The sequence below is a fragment of the Parasphingomonas zepuensis genome (assembly GCF_036663735.1).
GTDB lineage: Bacteria > Pseudomonadota > Alphaproteobacteria > Sphingomonadales > Sphingomonadaceae > Sphingomonas.
In genome coordinates this window covers 25299-47044 of record NZ_JAXOJO010000011.1, presented here as the reverse complement: position 1 = coordinate 47044, position 21746 = coordinate 25299, and the positions used below count along the sequence as shown (strand labels likewise).

At 64.7% G+C, this 21746-nt stretch carries 24 protein-coding genes; 15 read left to right on the top strand and 9 right to left on the bottom strand.

Features of this window, described 5'->3' with window-relative positions; genetic code table 11:
* The 3 genes from U1769_RS24580 to purU all read left to right on the top strand — a co-directional run.
* Positions 1 to 119: adenosylhomocysteinase (locus U1769_RS24580; RefSeq protein WP_332720803.1), on the top strand; the 119-nt coding region annotated here is incomplete at its 5' end.
* A gap of 10 nt (positions 120 to 129) precedes the next feature.
* Positions 130 to 1071, top strand: coding sequence for a methylenetetrahydrofolate reductase (locus tag U1769_RS24575; protein WP_332720802.1), 942 nt, complete (start codon positions 130 to 132; stop codon positions 1069 to 1071).
* Positions 1072 to 1078: 7 nt separating this feature from the next.
* A complete protein-coding gene (purU, locus tag U1769_RS24570; RefSeq protein ID WP_332720801.1) occupies positions 1079 to 1936 on the top strand; it encodes a formyltetrahydrofolate deformylase in 858 nt (285 codons plus the stop codon).
* Between the two features lie 48 nt (positions 1937 to 1984).
* On the opposite strand, the gene U1769_RS24565 is transcribed toward purU, so the two are convergent.
* Both U1769_RS24565 and U1769_RS24560 read right to left on the bottom strand, forming a co-directional pair.
* A complete protein-coding gene (locus U1769_RS24565; RefSeq protein ID WP_332720800.1) occupies positions 1985 to 4318 on the bottom strand; it encodes a TonB-dependent receptor in 2334 nt (777 codons plus the stop codon).
* Between the two features lie 69 nt (positions 4319 to 4387).
* On the bottom strand, positions 4388 to 5587 hold the full coding sequence (locus U1769_RS24560) for a cobalamin-independent methionine synthase II family protein (protein WP_332720799.1): 1200 nt from the start codon (positions 5585 to 5587) through the stop codon (positions 4388 to 4390).
* A gap of 568 nt (positions 5588 to 6155) precedes the next feature.
* On the opposite strand from U1769_RS24560, the gene U1769_RS24555 reads away from it, so the two are divergent.
* Together U1769_RS24555 and U1769_RS24550 are read left to right on the top strand one after the other, a co-directional pair.
* Positions 6156 to 7511, top strand: a complete 1356-nt coding sequence (locus U1769_RS24555) for a spinster family MFS transporter (RefSeq protein WP_332720798.1) — start codon at positions 6156 to 6158, stop codon at positions 7509 to 7511.
* A gap of 117 nt (positions 7512 to 7628) precedes the next feature.
* A complete protein-coding gene (locus tag U1769_RS24550) occupies positions 7629 to 8702 on the top strand; it encodes an alpha/beta hydrolase (RefSeq protein ID WP_332720797.1) in 1074 nt (357 codons plus the stop codon).
* Between the two features lie 21 nt (positions 8703 to 8723).
* On the opposite strand, the gene U1769_RS24545 is transcribed toward U1769_RS24550, so the two are convergent.
* From U1769_RS24545 to U1769_RS24530, 4 genes are all read right to left on the bottom strand, one after another.
* Entirely contained in the window at positions 8724 to 9692 is a 969-nt protein-coding gene (locus U1769_RS24545; RefSeq protein WP_332720796.1) for an amidohydrolase family protein, read from the bottom strand.
* A 240-nt stretch (positions 9693 to 9932) separates the two neighbouring features.
* A complete protein-coding gene (locus U1769_RS24540; protein ID WP_332720795.1) occupies positions 9933 to 10400 on the bottom strand; it encodes a RidA family protein in 468 nt (155 codons plus the stop codon).
* A 93-nt stretch (positions 10401 to 10493) separates the two neighbouring features.
* Entirely contained in the window at positions 10494 to 11117 is a 624-nt protein-coding gene (locus U1769_RS24535; protein WP_332720794.1) for an HAD family hydrolase, read from the bottom strand.
* Positions 11114 to 11386, bottom strand: coding sequence for a DUF3572 family protein (locus U1769_RS24530; RefSeq protein WP_332720793.1), 273 nt, complete (start codon positions 11384 to 11386; stop codon positions 11114 to 11116). Before U1769_RS24530 ends, U1769_RS24535 begins: the two co-directional genes overlap by 4 nt.
* 38 nt (positions 11387 to 11424) lie before the next feature.
* On the opposite strand from U1769_RS24530, the gene U1769_RS24525 reads away from it, so the two are divergent.
* Complete coding sequence (locus U1769_RS24525; RefSeq protein WP_332720792.1) at positions 11425 to 11787, top strand: response regulator; 363 nt, start codon at positions 11425 to 11427, stop codon at positions 11785 to 11787.
* 90 nt (positions 11788 to 11877) lie between these two features.
* On the opposite strand, the gene rpmG is transcribed toward U1769_RS24525, so the two are convergent.
* On the bottom strand, positions 11878 to 12045 hold the full coding sequence (gene rpmG / locus U1769_RS24520) for a 50S ribosomal protein L33 (RefSeq protein ID WP_034157855.1): 168 nt from the start codon (positions 12043 to 12045) through the stop codon (positions 11878 to 11880).
* A 381-nt stretch (positions 12046 to 12426) separates the two neighbouring features.
* On the opposite strand from rpmG, the gene U1769_RS24515 reads away from it, so the two are divergent.
* Positions 12427 to 12924, top strand: a complete 498-nt coding sequence (locus U1769_RS24515) for a Dps family protein (protein ID WP_332720791.1) — start codon at positions 12427 to 12429, stop codon at positions 12922 to 12924.
* A gap of 55 nt (positions 12925 to 12979) precedes the next feature.
* Entirely contained in the window at positions 12980 to 13165 is a 186-nt protein-coding gene (locus U1769_RS24510) for a DUF1328 family protein (RefSeq protein WP_332720790.1), read from the top strand.
* Between the two features lie 2 nt (positions 13166 to 13167).
* Here U1769_RS24510 and U1769_RS24505 read toward each other — a convergent pair whose 3' ends face one another.
* Positions 13168 to 13992: a metallophosphoesterase gene (locus tag U1769_RS24505; protein ID WP_332720789.1), complete on the bottom strand. Its 825-nt coding sequence runs from the start codon at positions 13990 to 13992 to the stop codon at positions 13168 to 13170.
* Between the two features lie 83 nt (positions 13993 to 14075).
* On the opposite strand from U1769_RS24505, the gene U1769_RS24500 reads away from it, so the two are divergent.
* Both U1769_RS24500 and U1769_RS24495 read left to right on the top strand, forming a co-directional pair.
* The gene (locus U1769_RS24500; protein WP_332720788.1) at positions 14076 to 15671 is read left to right on the top strand and encodes a cisplatin damage response ATP-dependent DNA ligase; all 1596 of its coding nucleotides are present in this window, start codon (positions 14076 to 14078) and stop codon (positions 15669 to 15671) included.
* Between the two features lie 441 nt (positions 15672 to 16112).
* Positions 16113 to 16946 (top strand): EamA family transporter, encoded by an 834-nt coding sequence (locus U1769_RS24495; protein ID WP_332720787.1) that lies wholly within the window; start codon positions 16113 to 16115, stop codon positions 16944 to 16946.
* 101 nt (positions 16947 to 17047) lie between these two features.
* On the opposite strand, the gene U1769_RS24490 is transcribed toward U1769_RS24495, so the two are convergent.
* The gene (locus tag U1769_RS24490; RefSeq protein ID WP_332720786.1) at positions 17048 to 17869 is read right to left on the bottom strand and encodes a cold-shock protein; all 822 of its coding nucleotides are present in this window, start codon (positions 17867 to 17869) and stop codon (positions 17048 to 17050) included.
* Between the two features lie 195 nt (positions 17870 to 18064).
* Here U1769_RS24490 and U1769_RS24485 point away from each other — a divergent pair, with 195 nt between their 5' ends.
* The 5 genes from U1769_RS24485 (at position 18065) to lptB (ending at position 21659) form a co-directional block, all read left to right on the top strand.
* Positions 18065 to 18859: a TerC family protein gene (locus U1769_RS24485; RefSeq protein ID WP_332720785.1), complete on the top strand. Its 795-nt coding sequence runs from the start codon at positions 18065 to 18067 to the stop codon at positions 18857 to 18859.
* Positions 18860 to 18890: 31 nt separating this feature from the next.
* Positions 18891 to 19511, top strand: a complete 621-nt coding sequence (locus tag U1769_RS24480; RefSeq protein ID WP_332720784.1) for a ribonuclease D — start codon at positions 18891 to 18893, stop codon at positions 19509 to 19511.
* Entirely contained in the window at positions 19504 to 20142 is a 639-nt protein-coding gene (gene lptC / locus U1769_RS24475) for an LPS export ABC transporter periplasmic protein LptC (protein WP_332720783.1), read from the top strand. The genes U1769_RS24480 and lptC overlap by 8 nt, the downstream gene beginning before the upstream one ends.
* Before the next feature lie 6 nt (positions 20143 to 20148).
* On the top strand, positions 20149 to 20676 hold the full coding sequence (locus U1769_RS24470; RefSeq protein WP_332720782.1) for an LptA/OstA family protein: 528 nt from the start codon (positions 20149 to 20151) through the stop codon (positions 20674 to 20676).
* 194 nt (positions 20677 to 20870) lie between these two features.
* Positions 20871 to 21659: an LPS export ABC transporter ATP-binding protein gene (gene lptB / locus U1769_RS24465; RefSeq protein ID WP_332720781.1), complete on the top strand. Its 789-nt coding sequence runs from the start codon at positions 20871 to 20873 to the stop codon at positions 21657 to 21659.
* The last annotated feature ends 87 nt before the right edge of the window (positions 21660 to 21746 follow it).

Sequence of the window (21746 nt, the reverse complement as noted above, 5' to 3'; positions counted from 1 at the left end):
TCGCGGCCCTCCACCTCGACAAGCTCGGCGTGAAGCTCTCCAAGCTCACCGACAAGCAGGCAAGCTATATCGGCGTCCCCGTCGAAGGGCCCTACAAGCCCGATCACTACCGCTACTGAGCGGCGGCACATGGCCTATCCCTCCTTCGACAGCCGTGCCCTCGGGACGGTCGTGTCGCATACCGTCGTCGACGCAATCGCCGGGTTCGTCGGGACTGCGTCGATCGAGGCGATGGCGCGCGATCACACGGGCATGGCGGCGTCGCAAACGGTCATGCCTGGCGGCATGACCGTCACGATCCCGTCGCTCAGTGGCGACAATGAGGATGCCTGCGTCGAAGCTGCGCGCCGGCTGCGAGCCCTTGGGTTCGAGCCGGTGCCGCATCTCGCCGCCCGCCGCTTCGTTTCGCTCGAGCAGGTCGAGCGCCTGTACCAGCGACTTCGCGATGAAGCCGATGTGCGGCGGCTATTCTTCGTCGGTGGTGAATTGCCCGATGCCGCGGGTAACTTCGCGTCGGCGCTGGAACTGCTGGCGCGCACCCGCCCCGCGCGTTTCGGGTTCAGCCATATCGGCTTCGGCGCCTATCCCGAGGCCCATCCGACGGTGCCGACAGAAGTGCTCGAACGCGAACTGGAAACCAAGATCGCGGTTACCGAAGATGCCGGTATGAGCAGCTTCGTGATCACCCAGTTTGCCTTTGCGGCTGAACCGATCCTCGACTGGCTGTCCGCCTTTCGCACGCGGTTCGAACGGCAGGAGGTGCTGATCGGGCTTGCCGGCCCGGCGGGAATCCGAACGTTGATCCGCTATGCGCGGATGTGCGGTGTCGGCCCTTCGGCGCGCGCGCTCGTCCGTAACGGCGCCTCGATCGGGCGATTGCTGACTGATGCCGGGCCGGATTCAGTGATCCGGAGCCTGGTGCTGGCGGATGTCGCCGGAAGTTTCGGCGCGGTGCGCCCGCATTTCTTCCCCTTTGGCGGCCTGGAGCGGACCGCCCGCTGGGTCAGCGCCGTCGCGGATGGCCGGATCGTGCTGCGGTCGGCCGAATCCGGCTTCCGCCTCGACGCCTGAGGTGACGATGAACACCGTGCCGCGCGCGATCATCGCGCTGTCCTGCCCTAACCGCCGCGGCATCGTCGCGGGGGTGGCGGGTCTCCTGGCCGACTGCGGCTACAACATCGTCGAATCCCGACAATTCGACGATGCGCTGTCCGGGCAATTCTTCATGCGGATCGTGGCCGACAGCGAGCAAGCGAGGCCGATCGACGAACTGCGCGCCGACTTCGCGCCGATCGTCGCGCGCCATGACATGCGCCTGACGCTGGCGGATGCGTCCCACCGGCGGCGAACGTTGCTGATGGTCTCGCGGTTCGGCCATTGCCTGAACGACCTGCTGTACCGCCTGTCGATCGGTGCATTGCCGATCGAGGTTCCGGCGATCGTGTCCAACCATGTCGATGCGAAACCGCTGGCGGACGCGGCCGGCATCCCGTTCATCCATATTCCCGTCACCGCGGCGACCAAGGACGCGGCCGAGGCACAACTGCAGGATCTGGTGACGGAGCTGCGCTGCGAGACCATCGTGCTGGCGCGTTACATGCAGGTCCTGTCAGATCGCCTCTGCCAGAGCATGCCCGGCGAGATCATCAACATCCACCACAGTTTCCTGCCGAGCTTCAAGGGCGCCAAGCCCTATCACCAGGCGCATCGGCGCGGCGTGAAACTGATCGGCGCAACCGCGCATTATGTGACCGCCGAGTTGGACGAGGGCCCGATCATCGAGCAGGCCGTGGCCCGCGTGAGCCACATGCTGTCGCCGCCCGATCTGGTCGCGGCGGGGCGCGACGTCGAAGCCGCCGTGCTCGCCCGCGCCGTGCGCTGGCACGCCGAGCACCGCGTCCTCCTGAACGGGCACACCACCGTCGTTTTCGACTGAACTCGACGGCCGTGTTGGGAGGAGCGCGTGGGCGCTCCCCCCACCACCCTAGAATTTGAGATCGAGCGCGATGCTCGCGGTGCGCAGCGCCTGGAACGGGATCGACTGGGTGACACTTGGGTTCGACTGCAAGATTCGCGTCGAATAGCGCTGATCGGTCAGGTTCTTCAGATACAGGCTGAGCCGCCACGCATCGTCTGCGTCCCCGATCCCGGCGGACAGGTTGAGCAGGGCATAGCCTTTCTGGACCGTCGATCTGGGGTTGCCGACGCTGAACTGCACCTCGCTCTGATAGGTGCCGTTCACCTGCCCAAACGCCTTGAGACGATCGCTCACCGGCCTTTCGAGACGCGCCGTCAGGTTTGCCTGCCATTCGGGTGCACCAACGCTGCGCAACCCGGTGACGTTCTGAACGAACAGCGTCGAGCCCGTCGCCACCGGCGCGCAGATACCGACCGCCGTGCTGGGCGCGGTCGCCTGCGCCTGGCCGACATAGCAGGGCGCGGCATGGAAATCGGAATATTTGGTGTCGTTATACACAAGGCTGCCGTCCAGCGTGAAGCCCGGCACACCGTGCGGATGCAGCGAGAATTCGAGTTCGATACCCTTGGCGAGCAGTTCAGGCGCGTTGACCGTCGAGAAGGTCGGCGGGACTGTCGGAAGCACCGAGGTGACCTGGAAATTGGTGAAGGGCGAGTAGAAGCCGGTCAGATTCAAGGTCAGCTGCCGGTCGAAAAATTCGGATCGAGCGCCGATTTCGTATGATTTCGCGATCTCGGCCTGGATGACGCCCTTGTTCACCGCGAACTGCGCGGCTGAGATGTTGAGCGTGTAGTTGAAGCCCGGCCCCTTATAGGCGCGGTTGGCCGTGGCGTAGAGCATGATCCGATCGGCCGGACGCCATTGCACACCGGCACGCCACGACACGTCTTCATAGACATTGTCCGGATTGACCAGCGAGATCGGCCCGAACAGGATGACGGGACGGACGAACTCCTTCGATGCGCTGCGCACATAGGATCCGTTGCTGGTCTCGTGCGAATAGCGCCCGCCTGCCATCAGGCGCACCGTGCCGATATCGTAGGATACATCCGCGAACGCAGCATAGGTTCGCGTATGCACGCCGATCCGCTGGTCGAACGAGGTCAGCGTCGCCGGCGCCCCCGTTATCAGGAGATTGGTCGCATTCTGCTGCGCCGTTTCGTCGAATTTATAATAGAACAGGCCGACCGTGTATTTCAGCGGCCCCTTGTCGTTGTTCGACAACCGCATCTCACCGGTGAACTGATCGATGTCGGACGCATAATGGGTGACGCTTCCCTGCGCGAAGGTCCGGCTGTCCGTGAAATCGAAGTCCATGATGTTGTCGGTCTTGGTGTGGACATAGCCAAGGATCGTGGTGAAATCGATCGAACCAAAACTGGCGGTCGAATTGACGACGCCGCGCCATTGCTCGGTCACGCCGTCTTCGGGGAATTCCTTCGCGCTACGGCGATTGTCCGGTCCGGCAACCACGCCTTGCGACAGATCGACCTGCTGAATGACGAGATCGCGCGCGACTGGCAGGTATCCGCGGATGGTCTGGATCGAGCCATCGACCCAATTGCGGGCATATTCGCCGGTAACGTCGATCCGCCAGTCGCTGGTGGGCAACAAAGCAAGCTTCGCCCGGACACCGCGATTGACGAAGTCGCCGAGATCTCCGTCCTTCTGATTGGGCGCGTCGATATAACCGTCGCGCCGCGAATACCAACCCGTCAGCCGGAGAGCCGCGCTCTTACTCAACGGGGTATTGATCGTCGCCTGCCCGCGAAGCTCGGCATAGGTGCCGGCGACCAGGCGCCCGCTGACACTCGGTTCGAAATTGGCGTTCTGGTAGTCTATACTGATGACGCCGGCCGTCGCATTCTTGCCGAACAGCGTTCCCTGGGGTCCGCGCAACACCTGCACCTGGCCGGCATCGACCGTATCGGTCAGCGCGCCGGCGAGACGCGCCATGGGGATCCCGTCGATGACGACGCCGACCGACTGCTCCAGGGCATCGTTCGACGCGAAGGTGCCGACGCCGCGAATCACGAACTGCGATGATTGCGGGCTGGGCGCCGCGATGAAATTAATGCTCGGCGCGATCTGGGCGATATCCGAGACCGCGACGACGTTGAGCGACTTGAACTTCTCTTCCGATATCGGCGTCACGGCGACCGGCGTGTCCTGCAGGCTCTGCGGCCGCTTCGTCGCGGTGACGATGATATCCTCGATGTCGGGCCCGGAGTCCGTCTGGACCTGACCCTCGGCCGACGCGGCCGACGCCGTTTGCGCGACAGCGGCAGCCGAGGAACTCGCAGCGATGGCGAACATGCTGACCATGGCCAGGCGCTTCATGACTCTATCTCCCCTAAATTATTTTTTATATTGTCGTTGGTATTCAATTATTTGGTGGAAGTCCGAGACTTACCGCAAGCGTTTGGAAGCAATCTCGGCGCCGTCCGACATGGCCTTCAGCTTGGCCCAAACGATCTCTTCGTGGCCGACGCGCGAACCGATGCCGCAATCGGTGCCAGCATGGATGTTCTCCATCCCGACCAGCTTCGCGAAGTTGGTCAGCCGCTCGGCGACCAGCTCCGGATGTTCGACGAGATCGGTGTAATGGCCCACCACGCCCGGCACGATGATCTTGCCCTCGGGCAACTTCACGGTTTCGAACACACGATATTCGTGCGCGTGCCGCACATTGCTCGACTCGAATGAATAGGCCTGCGCCTTCACCTTGAAGAGCAGATCGACGATATGTTCGAACCCGATGTCGTTGGTATGCGGGCGGTGGCCCGATCCCCAGCACATGTGGAAACGGATCTGCTCCTCGGGCAAGCCGTGGAGCGAATGATTGATGACCTCGACCGCGAATTCGAGATAGTCGCGATATTGCTCGATCGACCAGTCGGGATAAAACATCCAGCTTGTCGCGAATTCGGGCTCGTCGACCTGCAGGATCAGCCCGGCGTCAGTGATGGCACGATATTCCTCCCGCACCGCTTCGGCCACCGCCATCATATAATCGCGCTCGTTCGCATAATGCTCGTTGCGCGCGGCCGAACCGAGCCCCAGCGGCCCGAGCGCTGCGATAAAGCCGTCCACGTTTTCGCGGCCGGCGATCCCCTTTTTCAGCGCATCGATATCCTTCTGGATCGCTGCCTGGCCGGTATAGGTAATTGCGCTGGTGCACACCCGCTCGTTCACCGGCATCCGCGGCGCGCCCGGCGTCGCGAAGCCGGGGCGAACGGCGCCACCCGAACCGGTGAGCCACAGGCCGGATTCATACACGCCCGGAAAGTCGCGCCGATCGCGTTCGGCGATCCATGCCCGCTTGGGCGGCCGCGACGGATCGACCGGCTTCGATTCCCAGCCGGTGACGCGCGCATGGATATAGCCATGATAGGCTGCCGGATCGGCCGCCTTCACATATTCGCCGTCGTTGAGGATATCGACACCGCATTCGATCTGCTTCTCGACCACCCATTCGACCGCCGCCGGCAGCCCCTGCTCGATCTCTGCCGCATTGCCGCTCGTGTCCTTCAACAGCGCGTCGAAGGCCGCCGGGCGCGGCAGGTTGCCGCCATGGCTGGTGAGAATCTTGGTGGTCGAGCGTCTCATGCTATTCCCTTATATCTGTGTCTGTTAGTGCATTTGTTACAGGACCTGGGGCACCGCGCTGGAAATCCCGATGGCGCGATATTGGCCCCGATTATCGAGGCGCCCTCGACAGACCCGCGCACCGGATGCTGACCGCCTCATCTCGCCGGCGCCGCCAGCCGAGGCGCCATTCGGCAGCAGAACATTCGTCCAACGCGCGGCCATATCCCGGCAAAACAACGCATTTCGGGCAGCGGCACACGGGGCCGGACCTGGGGCGACCCCGAGCGGAAGGCGATCGGAGGCTGAACACGCCATCGCATCAAGTCGCATCCTCCCCCTTTGCCATTTCTTTTTTGCGAATCTCATTCTACCCGTTTTGGTTATCGGTACCAGATTTATTTTTGGGCCTTTCGCTCCTCTCGACTTATCCGACACTCGGCTAAATAGAGCAATCGTCATTTCCTTGTCAGTCTCGCTTTGCCTCGATAGGATACCGGTATCAGACAATGCCCTGCATCTCGGATCAATCTGACGGTGATGAATAGGGGCAGGACTCAGGCGACCGCTTGGACGGAGAGGCATAATAATGAACGCGACGGACATTGCGCCGGATAGAAGTGCGCTCGCGCAGCCGTTCCCGAGCCGGGCTTCCGCAAATTACTCGCTGTTCGTGCTGACCATCGTCGTGCTTTTCACCGTGCTAGACCGGCAGGTGCTCGCGCTCATGATCGAGCCGCTTAAGCGCGATTTCCAGATTTCCGATACCCAGGCGGCCTTGCTGATCGGCGCCGCCTTCTCACTCACATACGCGATCGCCGGACTTCCCATTGCGCGGCTGGCCGACTCTCGCAACCGCCGCAATCTGGTCGCCGTCTGCATCGCCTTCTGGAGCCTGGCGACGATGGCATGCGGGATCGCGCAGAATTATACGCAGGTGTTCATCGGCCGGCTGTGCGTGGGCATCGGCGAGGCCGGTTACGGGCCCGCAACCTGGTCGATCGTCACGGACAGCTATCCGCGTGAGAAGGTCGCCTTCGGCACGAGCACGCTGGCGATCGGTGCCACGGTCGGTACCGGCCTGGCCTTGTTTCTCGGCGGCAGCGTGCTGCATTTCGTCCAGGGGCTGCCGCCGCTCATACTGCCATTGGGCATCGTCATCCGCCCGTGGCAATGGGCCTTCATCGTAGTCGGCCTGCCGGGCCTGTTTTGGGCGCTGGTCGTGCTGACGACGCGCGAGCCGGCGCGGCGCGGGCTGATCGACGGCGTGAAGCAGACCGTGCCCGTCGCCGCCGTGGCCAAATGGATGGGCGGCGAATGGCGCGCTTATGTCGCGGTGATCGGTGGCATCTGCATGAAATACCTGATGTCCGTAGGACCGGTGCAGTGGCTGCCGACCATGTTCTACCGGCAATTCGGCTGGACGCTGGCCGAGATCGGGCTGATTCTCGGCGGGATCACGGTGGTCGTGTCGCCCATGTCGATGATATTGGGCGCGAAGCTCTCGGAACGCTGGACCCGGCAGGGCCGATCCGATGCGAATATCCGCGTCATGCTCTACGGCCTGATCGCGGCGGTGCCGGTGACCGCGCTGATGCCCCTGATGCCCACCCCGACCCTGATCCTCATCGCCTATGCGGCTTCGATCTTCATCTCGACGATCGGCATCGGGCCCAGCATTGCGGCATTCCAGGTCATCACCCCCAACCCGATGCGCGCTCAGGTCAGCTCGGTCGCACAATTCAGCACCAACGTCCTGGCCTTTGCCGTCGGTCCGCTGATCGTCGCGCTCTTCACTGACTACCTGTTCAGGGATGCTTCGCAGCTGCGCTATTCGATGGCGCTGAGCACGGCTTTGCTCGGCCCGCTCGCCATCTTCTGCGTGTGGCAGGGCATCCGCCCCTATGCCCGTGCCTATGATCGGGCATGCCGGGAATTCGCCTGATTCCCGTCGGTCGAGCGAGACCCGGCGGGGCTTGTACCTGCCACCCCCTATAGCCGTTTGGAGAGAGCTTCCGTGATCCTGAGAAATCTTGGCTTCCTGGCATGCTTGCTGGGGTCGGTGACAGGCAGCGTCGTCCTGGCCCAGGATGGCCGGCGTCCGGAACGCGAAATTCCCATCGTGCTCGAGAAATCGGGCGGTTTCGTCATTGGCGGCAAGGTTCTCCAGAACCCGCAGGACGCCACGCAGCATCTTTCCTGCGACCATGGCTATGTCGAATATTTCCTGCCGCACAACCCGCGCACGACCAGCCTGGTCATGTGGCACAGCTCGAGCGCGCAGGTATGGCAGAATCGCTGGGACGGTGGCGCGGGCTTCAAGGACATGTTCCTGCGTCGCAACTATCCGGTCTATCTGTGGGACGGACCGCGCGTCGGGCGAGCCAATTGGAGTTGCGAGCAGACGACCTATTCGCCCCGGTGGCGGGACGAAGGCAATTTCACTGCCTGGAACTTTGGTCCCGCCTACAAGAACTGGTGGCCGGACGTGCAATTCCCGATCCACGACGAGAAGGCCTGGGCCGAAGCGGTCGCATCGCGCTACGACGAGTTCGATCGCTTGAAGAATATCGAGCTGGAGACCGATGCGGCCGCCGTGGCGGCGGATTCGGGCAGGCTCGGCGACAACATCGTCTATCTCACCAATTCGGCGGCCGGGCTGCGCGCCATGGTGACGACGACGAAGGCGGCCGGGCACAATATCGCTGGCATCGTGGCCTATGAGAGCATCGGCTATGTCTTCCCGATCGGCGACCCCGAGAGCCCCGAACTATGCACTGACCCAAATGCCTGCGGCTTTGGCCCGATCGGCGTGCCGCTGGAGGCGTTCAAGAAGCTCGCAAAACTCAGGTCGATCCAGTTCGTCTGGGGCGACCACCGTGACGAGCCTGCGGTGCCGAACTATAAATTCGTCGCGCAATCGCGCCTCGCCGCCAAGCTGATCAACAAATATGGCGGCCATGCCGAAGTGCTGATGCTGGGCGACGATGCCGGGCTGAAGGGAAGCACCCACATCCCCTTTGCCGACATGGACAATGCCCGGGTGGCCGCCCTGCTTGACGGATTCCTGAAAAAGGCCGGGCTCGACGGCCACCGCGACGCGACGCCACGTGGCCATTGGGTCTGGGACAAATAACCTTCGGGACGGACGCCTCGGTCAGTCGCTGCCGTCCCAGCCGGCGAAGATCCGGCGGCCGGTGTCGTGCAGGACCTTGCGGCGCTCCTCGGCGGTGAGCAGCACGGTCGAGGCGATCGCCCGCTCCACCATTTCCTTGTAGGTCCCCGACGAGGTGCCGATGTCGGAGCCCCACATTACCTTGTCCGCGCCGAAGAAATCGACCGCGCGCCGCAGCACGGCCTCCGGCGCGATGCCCTGTTCGCGGATCACGTCCATGCTGAGCGAAGTGAACTTGACCGAGATGTTCTTGCGGGCGGCGAAGCCGTCGAACTGGGTGTCGATGCCGAAATTGGGATTGGTGACGACCGGCATGAAGATGTGATCGAGCACGATCGGCAGGTTCGGGAAACGATCCGCCATTGCCTCCACCACCGGGATGAGGATCTCCCCGCCTACCCCCGGTGCCTCGATATCGACGACCAGGCCAAGCTCATCGGCCAACGCCCATACTTCGAGGGATTCGGGCGCGCTCAGCCAGGTGCGCTTGTCCTTGATGCCGACGCCGAAGAAGCGGATGCCGACGATCCCGCGCTTCGCCAGATCCTTCACCATCCCGGGCGTTTCGGGCGCCTGCGGATCGACGATGATCACCGCGCGCATCTCTCGCGGGAAGATATCGGCCGCATCGACGATATAGCTGTTGTCGGTGCGGTAGATCATGCCCTTCTGCACGGCGGCGATGCCGACGACATTTTCCTCCGCCATCCATGCATGCATCTGCTCGGCGGTGGGTTTTTCGTTCACCGGCTCGGGCCCGTGCATGCCGCCGGGTCGGCCGATCGTGCCCGGGCCGAAGGGCGTGTAGCTCCCCGATACATTCTCGGTGGGCGCCAGGATGATCGGGTTGCGCGGGTAGCGGACCGGATCGTCGGAGACGAGGTGGGCGTGCGAATCATAAAGGCGGTCGCGATGTGGCGCCGATCCGCCGTGCGAGGTAGATTCAGACACCAGTTCGTTCTCCTGTTGCTCTTTTTTCATCATCCGGGATGGCGGGAATCTTGGCCGGTTGTCGCATGGTCCACAATTAAGTGGATGGTCTGGCACCTCGTGGTTTCGATATACTGGGACAGCGACGATCGCGGCGAGCGTGGCTGAATGCGACACGCGGGGGTTCGATCCGGCAAGAGGCCGGGACGAAGCCATGATGATGGGCGTCACGCCCGGTGCCGCTCCACCGCGGCAGGAGACTCAGCCCGAGGCGATCTGCACGATGGCGTCGATCTCGACCGCGACGCCGAGCGGCAGGACCGGAACGCCGACGGCGCTGCGGGCGTGGCGGCCGGCATCACCGAACAGCGCGAACAACAGATCCGAGGCGCCATTTGCGACCTTGGCCTGATCGGTGAAGTCGCCGGCCGAATTGACGAACACGCCGAGCTTGGCGATGCGCTCGATCCGGTGGAAGCCGCCCAGCGCCGCTTTCATCTGCGCCACCAGCATCAGAGCGCAGCGCAGCGCCGCTTCCTGCCCGAATGCGAGATCGACCGTTTCGCCGAGCCGCCCGGTCATCAGCGCGCCATCCTTGAACGGCAGCTGGCCGGACAGATAGAGCATCCCGCCCGCTTCCACGGCGGGGAGATAGGACGCCACCGGCGCGGCGGGCGCCGGAAGCGTCAGGCCAAGCTCAGCGAGCTTGCGGTCGATTCGATCGTTCATGTCGTGCGCCCCATCCATTCGTGCTGCCGGTTATTCCTACGCCTTGCGGATGATGGAAATACAATCCTTCAACAAGCCCCGCCCAGGGCAATATCACCGTGCGGGAAGGCCCTCTGCGAAACGGGCCGCGATCCAGGCCTCCGCCTCGCGCCAATCGTCGATCCGGGCATGCGCGGCGGGCGCCATCGGCACACTCGGCGCAAGCGCCGGCTCCGACACCATGTGGAGCCGGTGAACCTGCGGCGCATGCTTCGCGACCGATTCATGGTGCACGCCGAGATCGTCGACGAAGACGGCGACCGGATCGCCATGTTCGGCGACCAGCCGGGCGACCGGGTCGCCCTTGCCGCCCTGATTGCATTCAACGCGGTGCTCGATCCCGAATTTGGCGAGCTGCTCGATGCGCGGCTGGCGGCAGATCTCGCCGAGATTGGTGAGGATGACGATATCGGCGATATCGGCCAGCGCCGCCAGCGCCTCGCGGGCATGCGGCACCAGCGTCTGGCGATCCATCTCGGCCGGAAAGAACTGTTCGAGCATGCCCCACATCTCGTCCCGGCTCGGCGCCGGGGTACCGTCACGGCGTTTCATGCTGGCCGCGAAATCGCCGCCATTGGGCGTGAATTCGATATCGTGCGTCTCCCCCAGCCACACGCCGAAATGGCGGACCATGTGCAGCAGCACTTCGTCGCAATCGCAGATCAGCAGAGGTTTCATGCAGACTCCAGGGCATGCCGCGCAGCGACGATCGCTTCGGGCTTCACGCCGAGGCTCGCAGCGCAGGCGATGAGATCGGGCTCATAAGCTTCAAGAAAACCAAGCGCGGCCGCGAGCACCACGGGATCGCCGGCCCGGGCCCGCAGATCGGCGGGATCGAGCCCGGTCACGTCGAGCAGCCGCGATGCCCGCGCGGGTTCGCCGAGCGTCCAGACCAGGGCCTGCAGCGCAAGCGCGGCGGCATCGTGATTTGTCTCTGGCGCGCGCATTGCCTATCAGCGATCAGGAACAGAAGGAACGCGTGGACGTGGCAAAGAAGGTGCTCGTTGTCGAGGACAACGAACTCAACCTCAAACTTTTCTGCGACCTGCTGCGTGCGCATGAATATGTCGCGGAACCGGTCCGCGACGGCCGCGAGGCAGTGGCGCGCGCGCGCGATTTCATGCCCGACCTGATCATCATGGACATCCAGCTCCCGCATGTCAGCGGGCTCGAGTTGATCGGGCTGCTGAAGGCGGACGCAGCGCTGAAGCACATCCCGATCATGGCGGTGACGGCCTATGCCGGGCGCGAGGACGAGGAGCGGATCCGCACCGCCGGCGCCGACGCCTATATCTCCAAGCCGATCTCGCTGGTGCGCTTCGTGGATGCGGTGGCGGCCTTGCTGTAAACGCGCAAAAGGCCGCGAGGCTTGCGCCTGCGGCCCTGGCTCCCGGCCTGAGCCGGGGTGATCGCGCGGCGGCTCACGCCACCGGCAAGATCACTTGATCTTGGTTTCCTTGAACTCGACATGCTTGCGCACGACGGGATCGTACTTCTTGAAGCTCAGCTTCTCGGTCTTGGTCCGCGGATTCTTCTTGGTGACGTAGAAGAAACCGGTATCGGCCGAGCTCAGAAGCTTGATCTTGACGGTGGTCGGCTTTGCCATGACCTGAAAATCCTGTTGCTGGAAAAGCAAAAGCGGCGAACATGCCGCCGCTCTCAAGCGCCGCCCGATGGCGGACATGAGTGGATATGTCAACCCTGAGCGCGCGTTTGGCGCCCCGTTTGCCTCGTCCGGCACCACTTCTTCCGTTCTGCAGCGCCCAGCGGGTCATGACTTCCGCAACCCCGGCCCCCGCCCCGCGAATCGGTCGGCCCTGATCGATTGCCGGAATCCCGCCCAATGCATGCACCCCTCTCGGATTCGCGGCAGCACGGCTTATCTACGATATCGATTGCCGTGATCGGTACAAATACGGAAGCGCGAAGGGAGCGTTTGCGGTATCGAACCGTTCTCGCAACGACACCAGAATCGAGGAACGTGACCATGGCCGATGCCGCTGCCCCGCTGAAGACCCCCACCGACATCAAGAGCAATGCCGCCAAGACCGTTGCCGAAGCGCTGAACGGCATTCTGGCCGATTCGTTCGCGATCTATTTCAAGACCAAGAATTTCCACTGGCACGTGTCGGGCCCGCATTTCCATGACTATCACCTGATGCTCGATTCCCAGGCTGCGCAGATCTTCGCGACGACCGACGCGATCGCCGAGCGCGTGCGCAAGACCGGCAACACCACGCTCCGCTCGATCGGCGATATTTCGCGCCATCAGTCGATCAAGGACAATGACGCTGCGTTCGTCTCGGCGGCCGACATGCTGGCCGAACTGCGCGACGACAACCTCAAGCTGGTCGAGAGCCTGCGCGAGGCGAAGGACATCGTCGACGCCGCCAAGGACAACGCGACCAGCGGCATCCTCGACGAATGGACCGACCAGGCCGAAGAACGCGCCTGGTTCCTGTTCGAGGCCAGCCGCAAGAGCTGAACGGAACAAGCCAGCCCGGCGCATCGTTTCACCTTCGCATTTTCAGGAGAGTGACATGATTCGCTGGGCCATCATCTTCCTCGTCATAGGGCTGGTGCTCGCGCTGCTCGGTTTCGGCGGCATCGGCGGGACCTTTATCGGCATCGCCAAGCTGCTGTTCTTCGTCGCGATCGCCATCTTCGTCGTGCTGCTCGTGCTTGGCCTGCTCGCCGGCAAGGGCATCAAGAACGCCATCGACTAAACTCAGCGCGCCGCCGGGCCGAGGGTGAGAAGCCACAGGTCCGGCGGCGCGCCGAAGCGCAGCGGCACGACGCTGGTACCGAGGCCACCGGTCACCACGATCGTCCGGCCACGCTCGCGCACGATGCCACACCGATAGCGTGGCGCGGCCACCTCCGTTAGTGGGCCGTACAGCGGCAGGACGATCTGGCCGCAATGCGTGTGCCCGGCGAGCAGCAACGTCATGTCCGGCCCAAGCGCCGGGGCGAGATCAGGCGAATGCGTCAGCACGACGCGGGCCCCCGCCCTGCCCCGAAGCGCCTCCGACAAGCGCGGCATATCCTGGTGGCGTGTAAAGGCATCACCTGCTCCACCGATCGTGAGCGGGCCACGCTGAACCATTGCATTTTCCAGCACCGTTACGCCGATCGCCTGAAGCGCCGCGCTGACCACGCCCGGCCCGGCCCAGTGATCGTGATTGCCGAGCGTCGCGACGACGCCCAGCCGCGGCGTGAGGCGCGCCAGTGGCCGGAGCTGACCCGCCAGTTCCGCAGAGCCAGTCCGATCATGATCTGAGGCGAAATCGCCGGCGATCAGCACGATATCCGGCCGCAGCGCGTTCACCTGCGCGACGATGCGCGTCAGCCGCGCGGGGTTCATCGTTACGCTGCCCACATGTACGTCGCTGATCAGCACGGCCCGGACCAGCGGCGCTCCGGCGGGCCAGCCGGGCAGCGCCAGTTTCGCGCGGCGCACGATCGGGTCAGCGCGCGCGTTGCGATAACCCCAGGCCAGCAGGAGCAGGACCAGCACGACGATCGCGCCGAGGAGGAGGAGAAACCGCCGCACCTGGCGAGCATAACCGCAGCAGCGCCCGGCGCCAGCGTGTTCCAGCTGGCGGAACCGCACCGCTCCAGCCATGTTCCTCCCTGATGCGCGCCTTTGCCGACCTTCTCGACCGGCTGATCTATACCCGGTCCCGCAACGCGAAGCTTAAACTGATCGCCGACTATCTGGTCGCGGCGCCCGATCCCGATCGCGGCTGGGCGATGGCGGCGCTGACCGGCGATCTCGATCTGCCCGCGGTGAAGCCGGCGATGATCCGCGCGCTGATCGAGGAACGCGTCGATCCGGTGCTGTTCCGGATGAGCCGGGACTATGTCGGCGACAGCGCAGAGACGGTCGCCTTGCTATGGCCGGCGCCGGCAGTCCCACCGGCCGACGGGGAGCCGTTGACGGTGGCGCAGGTGGTCGACCGGCTGGGCTCGCTCTCGCGCTCCGATGCCCCGGCTGCACTGGCCGGCATGCTCGACCGGCTCGACGCCGACGAGCGCTTCGCACTGCTCAAGATGGCGACGGGTGCGCTGCGCATCGGCGTGTCGGCGCGCCTGGCCAAGACCGCGCTCGCCCAGGCGTTCGGGCTCGATGTCGAGGCAGTCGAGGAAGTGTGGCACGGGATCGCGCCACCCTATAGCGCGCTGTTCGCCTGGGCGGAGGGCCGCGGACAGCAGCCCAGCGCAGCCGATGTACCAGTGTTCCGACCGTTCATGCTGGCCCATCCGCTGGAGGATCTGCGCGTCAGCCTCGACGATTATGCGGCCGAGTGGAAATGGGACGGCATCCGGGTACAGATCGTCCGGGTCGGCGGCGAGACCCGGCTGTACAGCCGGGCGGGCGACGACGTCACCGGCAGCTTCCCCGAAGTCGCGCGCGATTTCACTACGCCCGGCGTGCTCGACGGCGAGTTGATGGTGAAGGGCAGTTTCCAGGGCGGCGCGCTCGACGAGGGCGGCGGTGCTGCTAGCTTCAATGCGCTGCAGCAGCGGCTCGGGCGCAAGATCGTCTCGGCGAAGATGCTGGCGGATTATCCCGCGTTCGTGCGGCTCTACGACATCCTGTTCGACGGTGCCGAGGATCTGCGCGAACTGCCCTGGGCAGCGCGGCGACCCCGACTGGAGGCCTTCGCCGAGGGGCTCGATCCCGAGCGGTTCGATGTGAGCCAGCTGATCGCCGCCGCCGATTTCACCGCGTTGGAAGGCATCCGGGCCGGCGCACGCGACGCCTCGATCGAAGGTGTCATGCTAAAGCGCCGCGATTCGCCCTACGTCACCGGGCGCCGGGTCGGGCTGTGGTACAAATGGAAGCGCGATCCACTGACCGCCGATTGCGTGATGATGTACGCGCAGCGCGGCAACGGCCGGCGATCCTCCTTCTATTCCGATTACACCTTTGGTTGCTGGACCGAGGAAGGCGAGCTGCTGCCGGTCGGCAAGGCCTATTCCGGCATCACCGACGCGGAGCTGAAGATGCTCGACAGCTTCGTGCGCGGGCACACGCTCAACCGCTTCGGGCCGGTGCGCGAGGTGGAGAAGACCCTGGTGCTGGAGATCGCGTTCGATTCGATCCACGAATCGAAACGGCACAAATCGGGCGTGGCGATGCGCTTCCCGCGGATTGCGCGCATTCGCACCGACAAGCCGGCGGCGGAGGCGGATACCGTGGCGGGTTTGCGGCGGCTGATCACCTGAGGCCAATCCACCGGATCGCAACCTCGCCGTGACCACGCACCGCCCGATCCGCAGCCACCAAACCGGTCGGCACCCCTGTTATAAACCTTAACAAGGGCAGCATTTTTTCTTCCCCTGTTATCTCCAATTTTGTTGGACATAATATCCATATAATCTAGTCGGTTACTGGGCGTTTTCCCTGTTCCGGCCAAACAGGGGAAAAATTCCCCGAACAGGGACGCACACGCGCAGGAACATGCGTGCCGTGACAGCGCCCTCGTGCCAAAAACCGCAACGCGCCAAGTTTCGATTGTCATGTGAAAGAGCGGTCCGGGCGAGCCGCACCGATCCGCACGGTGGACGATCCGGCGGAGGATTGAATCGACGCGCCCGCCGGTTCACGCCTCAGGTTCGCGAGACCACAGCCTTGCCGAGATCCCCGCCACCGCGCATGGCGCGGCAATGCCCGCATTCACCCTGGCCGCGCTGCTGATGATCGCCTCCGGATCGATCCACGCCGTGGTCAACGCCATCATCAAGGGCGGGCGCGACAAGGCGGCCGGGCGCGCGGTGACTGACGGGACGAGCGCGCTCATCCTGCTGCCAGCCACCCTGATCGTACCGCTGCCGCATGGCGCGTGGGGCTGGCTCGCCGCCAGCGCAGCGCTGCACGGTTGCTATCTGTATGCGCTGGTTCGCGCCTTCCGGCTGGGCGACCTGTCGTCGGTCTATCCCGTGCTGCGCGGCACCGCGCCCCTGTTCACCGCCACGGTCACGATCGGGGTGATCGGCGAAAGCGCCACGACCGGCCAGATCGCCGGCATAGCGTTGATCGGCACGGCGATGCTGATGCTCGTTGCGGGACGGCATATCGGCCGCGCGGCGCTCGGCTGGTCGCTGCTGACCGGCCTGTGCATCGCTGCCTACACCTTGGTCGACGCGGCGGGCGTGCGCGCGGCGCCGAACCCGGCGAGCTATATCGTGTGGATGTTCGTCGAGATGGGCGTGGTGGTCGTCGCCATGTTCGGCCTGCTTTCGCGCGGCGCGATGTTCGCGGCAGCGCGGACGCAGTGGCGCCCCGGGGCGATCGCCGGCGCGCTCTCCATCCTGACCTATGGCATGGCGCTGACGGCATTTTCGCTCGGGCCGACCGCGCCGCTCGCGGCGCTGCGCGAGACGGGCATGGTGACGGCGCTGCTGATCTCGGTTGTGGTGCTGAAGGAGCGGGCAACGATAGGGAGGGTGATCGGGGTGTTGGGGATATTGGGCGGGGCGGCGCTGATCCTGGCCGGATAGCTTCCGAAAAGGGCTCCCGAATATCCGGGCACCGAATCCGGGCAAAGAAAAACCCGACGCGCCATGGGCGCGCCGGGTTTTCTATTCTCTGGCTCGGGCGCTTACGCGATCGAGGTGAGGTTCACTGCTGCATATTTGCCGCGACGATCGACTTCGAGCTCGAATTCGAGCCGGTCGCCTTCGTTGAGGCTGGTCATGCCGCCACGCTCGACGGCCGAGATGTGCACGAACGCGTCGGGCTGGCCATCGTCGCGCTGAATGAAGCCGAAGCCCTTCATCGCGTTGAAGAACTTGACGGTGCCCGTCGCCTTCTCGCCGGTCAGCTGACGGGCCGGACCGGCACCGGCGGCGCCTGCACCACCGCGCGGGCCACCAGGACCTGCCGCGTCACGGTCGCGCGGCGGGCCGCGGTCAGTGACGGGAAGGGGCTCGCCCTCGATCTTGAGGTCAGTCGCCGAAATACGGCCGCCACGATCGACCAGGGTGAAGCCGAGCGGCTGGCCCTCGGCCAGACCGGTCAGGCCGGCCTGTTCGACTGCGGAGATATGCACGAACACATCCTCGCCGCCATCGTCGCGAACGACGAAGCCGAAGCCCTTCTGGCCGTTGAAGAATTTTACGACGCCAGTGCCTTCGCCGACGACCTGGGGAGGCATGCCGCGACCACCGCCGCCTGCGCCACCGCCACCGAAGCCGCCACCACCGCCGCCGCCGCTGCGGAAGCCACCACCGCCACCGCCGCCACCGAAGCGATCGCCACCACCGCCGAAGCGATCGCCGCCGCCACCGAAACGATCTCCGCCGCCGCCGAAGCGGTCACCGCCGCCAAAGCTGCTGCTGCCGAAATCGTCGCCGCCGAAACCGTCGCGCTTGTCGCGGCCGCGCCCGCCGCGATCCCCGCGGCGTCCTTTATCGAAACTCATGCCCTGTTCGTCTTCCCGGTCCGCCCAAATCGATCTCAACAGCCCGCGCCGGACGAAAAGCGCAAGTGTGCGAACGCCAAACCAATCGCGTCACCGATTCGGTGTAGCGTAAATCCCTTTGGCCTGCGAATAAATTCGTCAGAAATGCGGCACGGGCTGCTTGCTTCGCGACGAGTGAGGCGGCAGAGCCACACAATGTCCATTATCGCGCTCTTTTCGGACCCTGCAACATGGGCGGCACTGGCCACGCTGATCGTGATGGAAGTGGTGCTCGGCATCGACAATCTGATCTTCATCTCGATCCTGTCGAACAAGTTGCCCGAGGGGCAGCGCGCCAAGGTAAGGCGGGTCGGAATCACCCTGGCACTGGTGATGCGACTCGGGTTGCTCTCGATCATCGCCTGGATTGCGGGGATGACTGCGCCGATCTTCGACCTCGGCGTGACGGGTGGCGCCACCGCGCATGGCGAGCCGAGCTTCGAGACGGCCTTTTCGATTCGTGACCTGATCCTGATCGCCGGCGGCCTGTTCCTGTTGTGGAAAGCGACCAAGGAAATCCATCACAGCATGGATCCCGACGAATCGGGCGCGACGCTCGACAAAAAGGGTCGCGCGGCGATGAATTTCTGGTCGGCGATCTTCCAGATTCTGCTGCTCGACATGGTCTTTTCGATCGATTCGATCCTGACCGCGATCGGCATGACCGACGATCTGCCGGTGATGATCGTCGCCGTGGTGGTCGCGGTCGGCGTGATGATGTTCGCGGCGAACCCGCTCGCCAATTTCATCGCACGCAACCCGACCGTGGTGATGCTGGCGCTCGGTTTCCTGCTGATGATCGGCGTCGTGCTGATCGCCGACGGCTTCGGCGTGCATGTGCCAAAGGGTTATATCTACAGCGCGATGGCGTTTTCGGCCGGGGTCGAATCGCTCAACATCTGGTCGAAGCGGGCGCGCGAACGCAAGGCGGCGGCGCGCGGCGGGCATTGAGCGCGGTGGCTTTCCCGTCTAGGCGGGCCGGATGACCGTTTATCTGCACGAAGAAGACATTCCCGCCGGCCTGTTCGCCGAAGGCGCGGACATCGCCGTCGACACCGAGACGATGGGCCTGATCACGCCGCGCGACCGGCTGTGCGTCGTGCAGCTCTCCGATGGCGGACCCGACGAGCATCTCGTGCGCTTTTCCCCGGGCAGCGCCTATGCCGCGCCGAACCTGCGCGCGCTGCTGGCCGATCCGGCCCGGGTGAAGCTCTATCATTTCGCGCGCTTCGACCTCGCTGCGATCAAGCATTATCTGAAGGTCGATGCGGCCCCGGCCTATTGCACCAAGACCGCGTCGCGGCTGGTGCGCACCTATACCGACCGGCACGGCCTCAAGGAGCTGGTCCGCGAGCTGCTCGGCCAGGACATCTCCAAGACGCAGCAATCGTCCGATTGGGGCGGGCCGATCCTGTCCGATGCGCAGAAGGACTATGCCGCATCCGACGTGCGTTTCCTGCACAGGCTGCGCGAAGAACTCGACCGCCGCCTCGCCCGCGAGGGCCGCGCGGCTCTGGCCAAAGCCTGCTTCGATTTCCTGCCCTCCCGCGCGGATCTCGACCTGGCCGGCTGGCCCGAGATCGACATCTTCGCGCATGTCTGATGCGGCGCTCAGCGTCCGCAGCGCGCGGCAGGTCTGGGCGGCGCCCGGGAGCAGCCACGACCGCGTCATCAACATCCTGCGCGTCGCGCTGCCGCTGCTGATCGGGATTCTCTCCGCATTCCTGGTGATGATGCCGCTCGCCGGCTCGGGCGACGTCTCCTTCCTGCTCGACAAGAACAAGGTCGAGGTCGCCAAGGAGCGGCTGCGCATCCAGTCGGCGATCTATCGCGGCGAGGACGGCAAGGGCCAGCCCTTCCAGCTCAATGCGGGTTCGGCCGTCCAGAAGAGTTCGGCCGAACCGGTGGTGCAGCTCAACCAGCTCTCGGCCGAGATCCGCCTGCCCGACGGCCCGGCGCGAATCGTCGCCGATCGTGGCCACTATAATCTGGATAGCCAGCAGGTCACCGCCGACGGGCCGATACGCTTCAACGCGACCGGCGGCTATCAGCTCGACACCAACGACGCGACCATCGACCTGAAGACCCGGCGGCTGCAAAGCGGCGGTGCGGTGACCGGCACGGTGCCGCAGGGCAATTTCAGCGCGGCGCGCCTGAGCGCCGACCTGGAAAACCGGATCGTGACGCTGGACGGCAACGCGCGCTTGCGGATCGTGCCGCGAAGGGCGAGATAGGCGCCCATGGCCCATGTCACCCGTCTGATCGCGCTCGCCGCGCTGTTCGCCGCTTCGAGCGCCGTCGCGCAGAACCGCCACAATTCTGCAGCGCCGATCGATTTCGGCGCCGATCATATCGAATTGCAGGACAAGGCGAATCGCGCGATCCTGTCCGGCAACGTCTCGGTCCGCCAGGCCGAAATGACGCTGAACGCGGCGCGCATGACGGTGGCCTATACCGGCCAGGTGGTCGACGGCTCGCCCCAGGTCTCTCGGCTCGATGCGGCTGGCGGCGTCACCGTCACTCGGCCACAGCAGACCGCACGGAGCCAGTTCGCGGTGTATGACCTCAACCGCCGGGTCATCACTATGCTGGGCAATGTCTCGCTGCTGCAGGCGGGCAATACCGTCAACGGCGCGCGCCTGACGATCAATCTCGATACCGGACGCGCGGTGATCGACGGATCCTCGGTCGGCGGCACTGCGCCCGATGGCACCACGACTCGCGGCGGGCGCGTGACCGGCACTTTCTCGGTCCCGAAGCGCAACTAGGCGTCCGCGATCGCACGGTTCGCGGGACCATCGGCCTTACGACGTGTTTCACCAGCGTTTTTTCGTCGACCCGTCGCGCGCCTCTTCCTTCTTCGACGGGTCTGGTGCAGGACTTCCCCCGACGCATGCACGAAGCTTGCCAAACGTCGTGCGACGAGCTTCTGCCGGCCCCATGATGCGAGCACGGAACGCATATGAACGACGTGACCCTTCTCGACGCCCCGATCCCCGCCGGGACGCCGATCACCGAAGCGCCCGTGATGAAGGGCCTGTCCGTGGTCTCGATCGCGAAATCCTATGACAAGCGGGTCGTCCTCTCGGACGTCTCGGTCTCGGTCGGGCCGGGCGAGGTGGTCGGGCTGCTCGGGCCGAACGGGGCCGGCAAGACGACCTGCTTCTATTCGGTAATGGGGCTGGTGAAGCCCGATTCGGGCCGCATCATGCTCGATGGCGACGACATCACCGGCCTGCCGATGTACCGCCGCGCGATCCTGGGCCTGGGCTATCTGCCGCAGGAAACCTCCATCTTTCGCGGGCTGACGGTCGAGAAGAACATCCTGACCGTGCTCGAACTGGCCGAGCCCGATCCTGCCGCGCGGGCAGCCCGGCTCGAGACGTTGCTGGGCGAATTCGGCCTGACCCGGCTGCGCGATGCGCCGGCCATGGCGCTGTCGGGCGGCGAGCGGCGCCGCGCCGAGATCGCCCGCGCGCTGGCCGCCGATCCGTCGATCATGCTGCTCGACGAGCCCTTTGCCGGGATCGATCCGCTGTCGATTGCCGACATCCGCGATCTGATCTGCGAGCTGCAGAAGCGTGGCATCGGCGTGCTGATCACCGACCATAATGTGCGCGAGACGCTCGAGATCGTCGACCGCGCCTATATCATCTATGATGGCCGGGTGCTGTTCACCGGATCGCCGGCCGAGCTGGTGGCCGACGCCAATGTCCGCAGGCTGTATCTGGGCGAGGGCTTCTCGCTGTGAGCGCAACCCTCAACCCGTTCGCCCTGCGCTTGTCGAAGGGCCGTCCTTCTCTCTCCGGCGGCGGGTAGAAGAACGGTGCTTCGACAC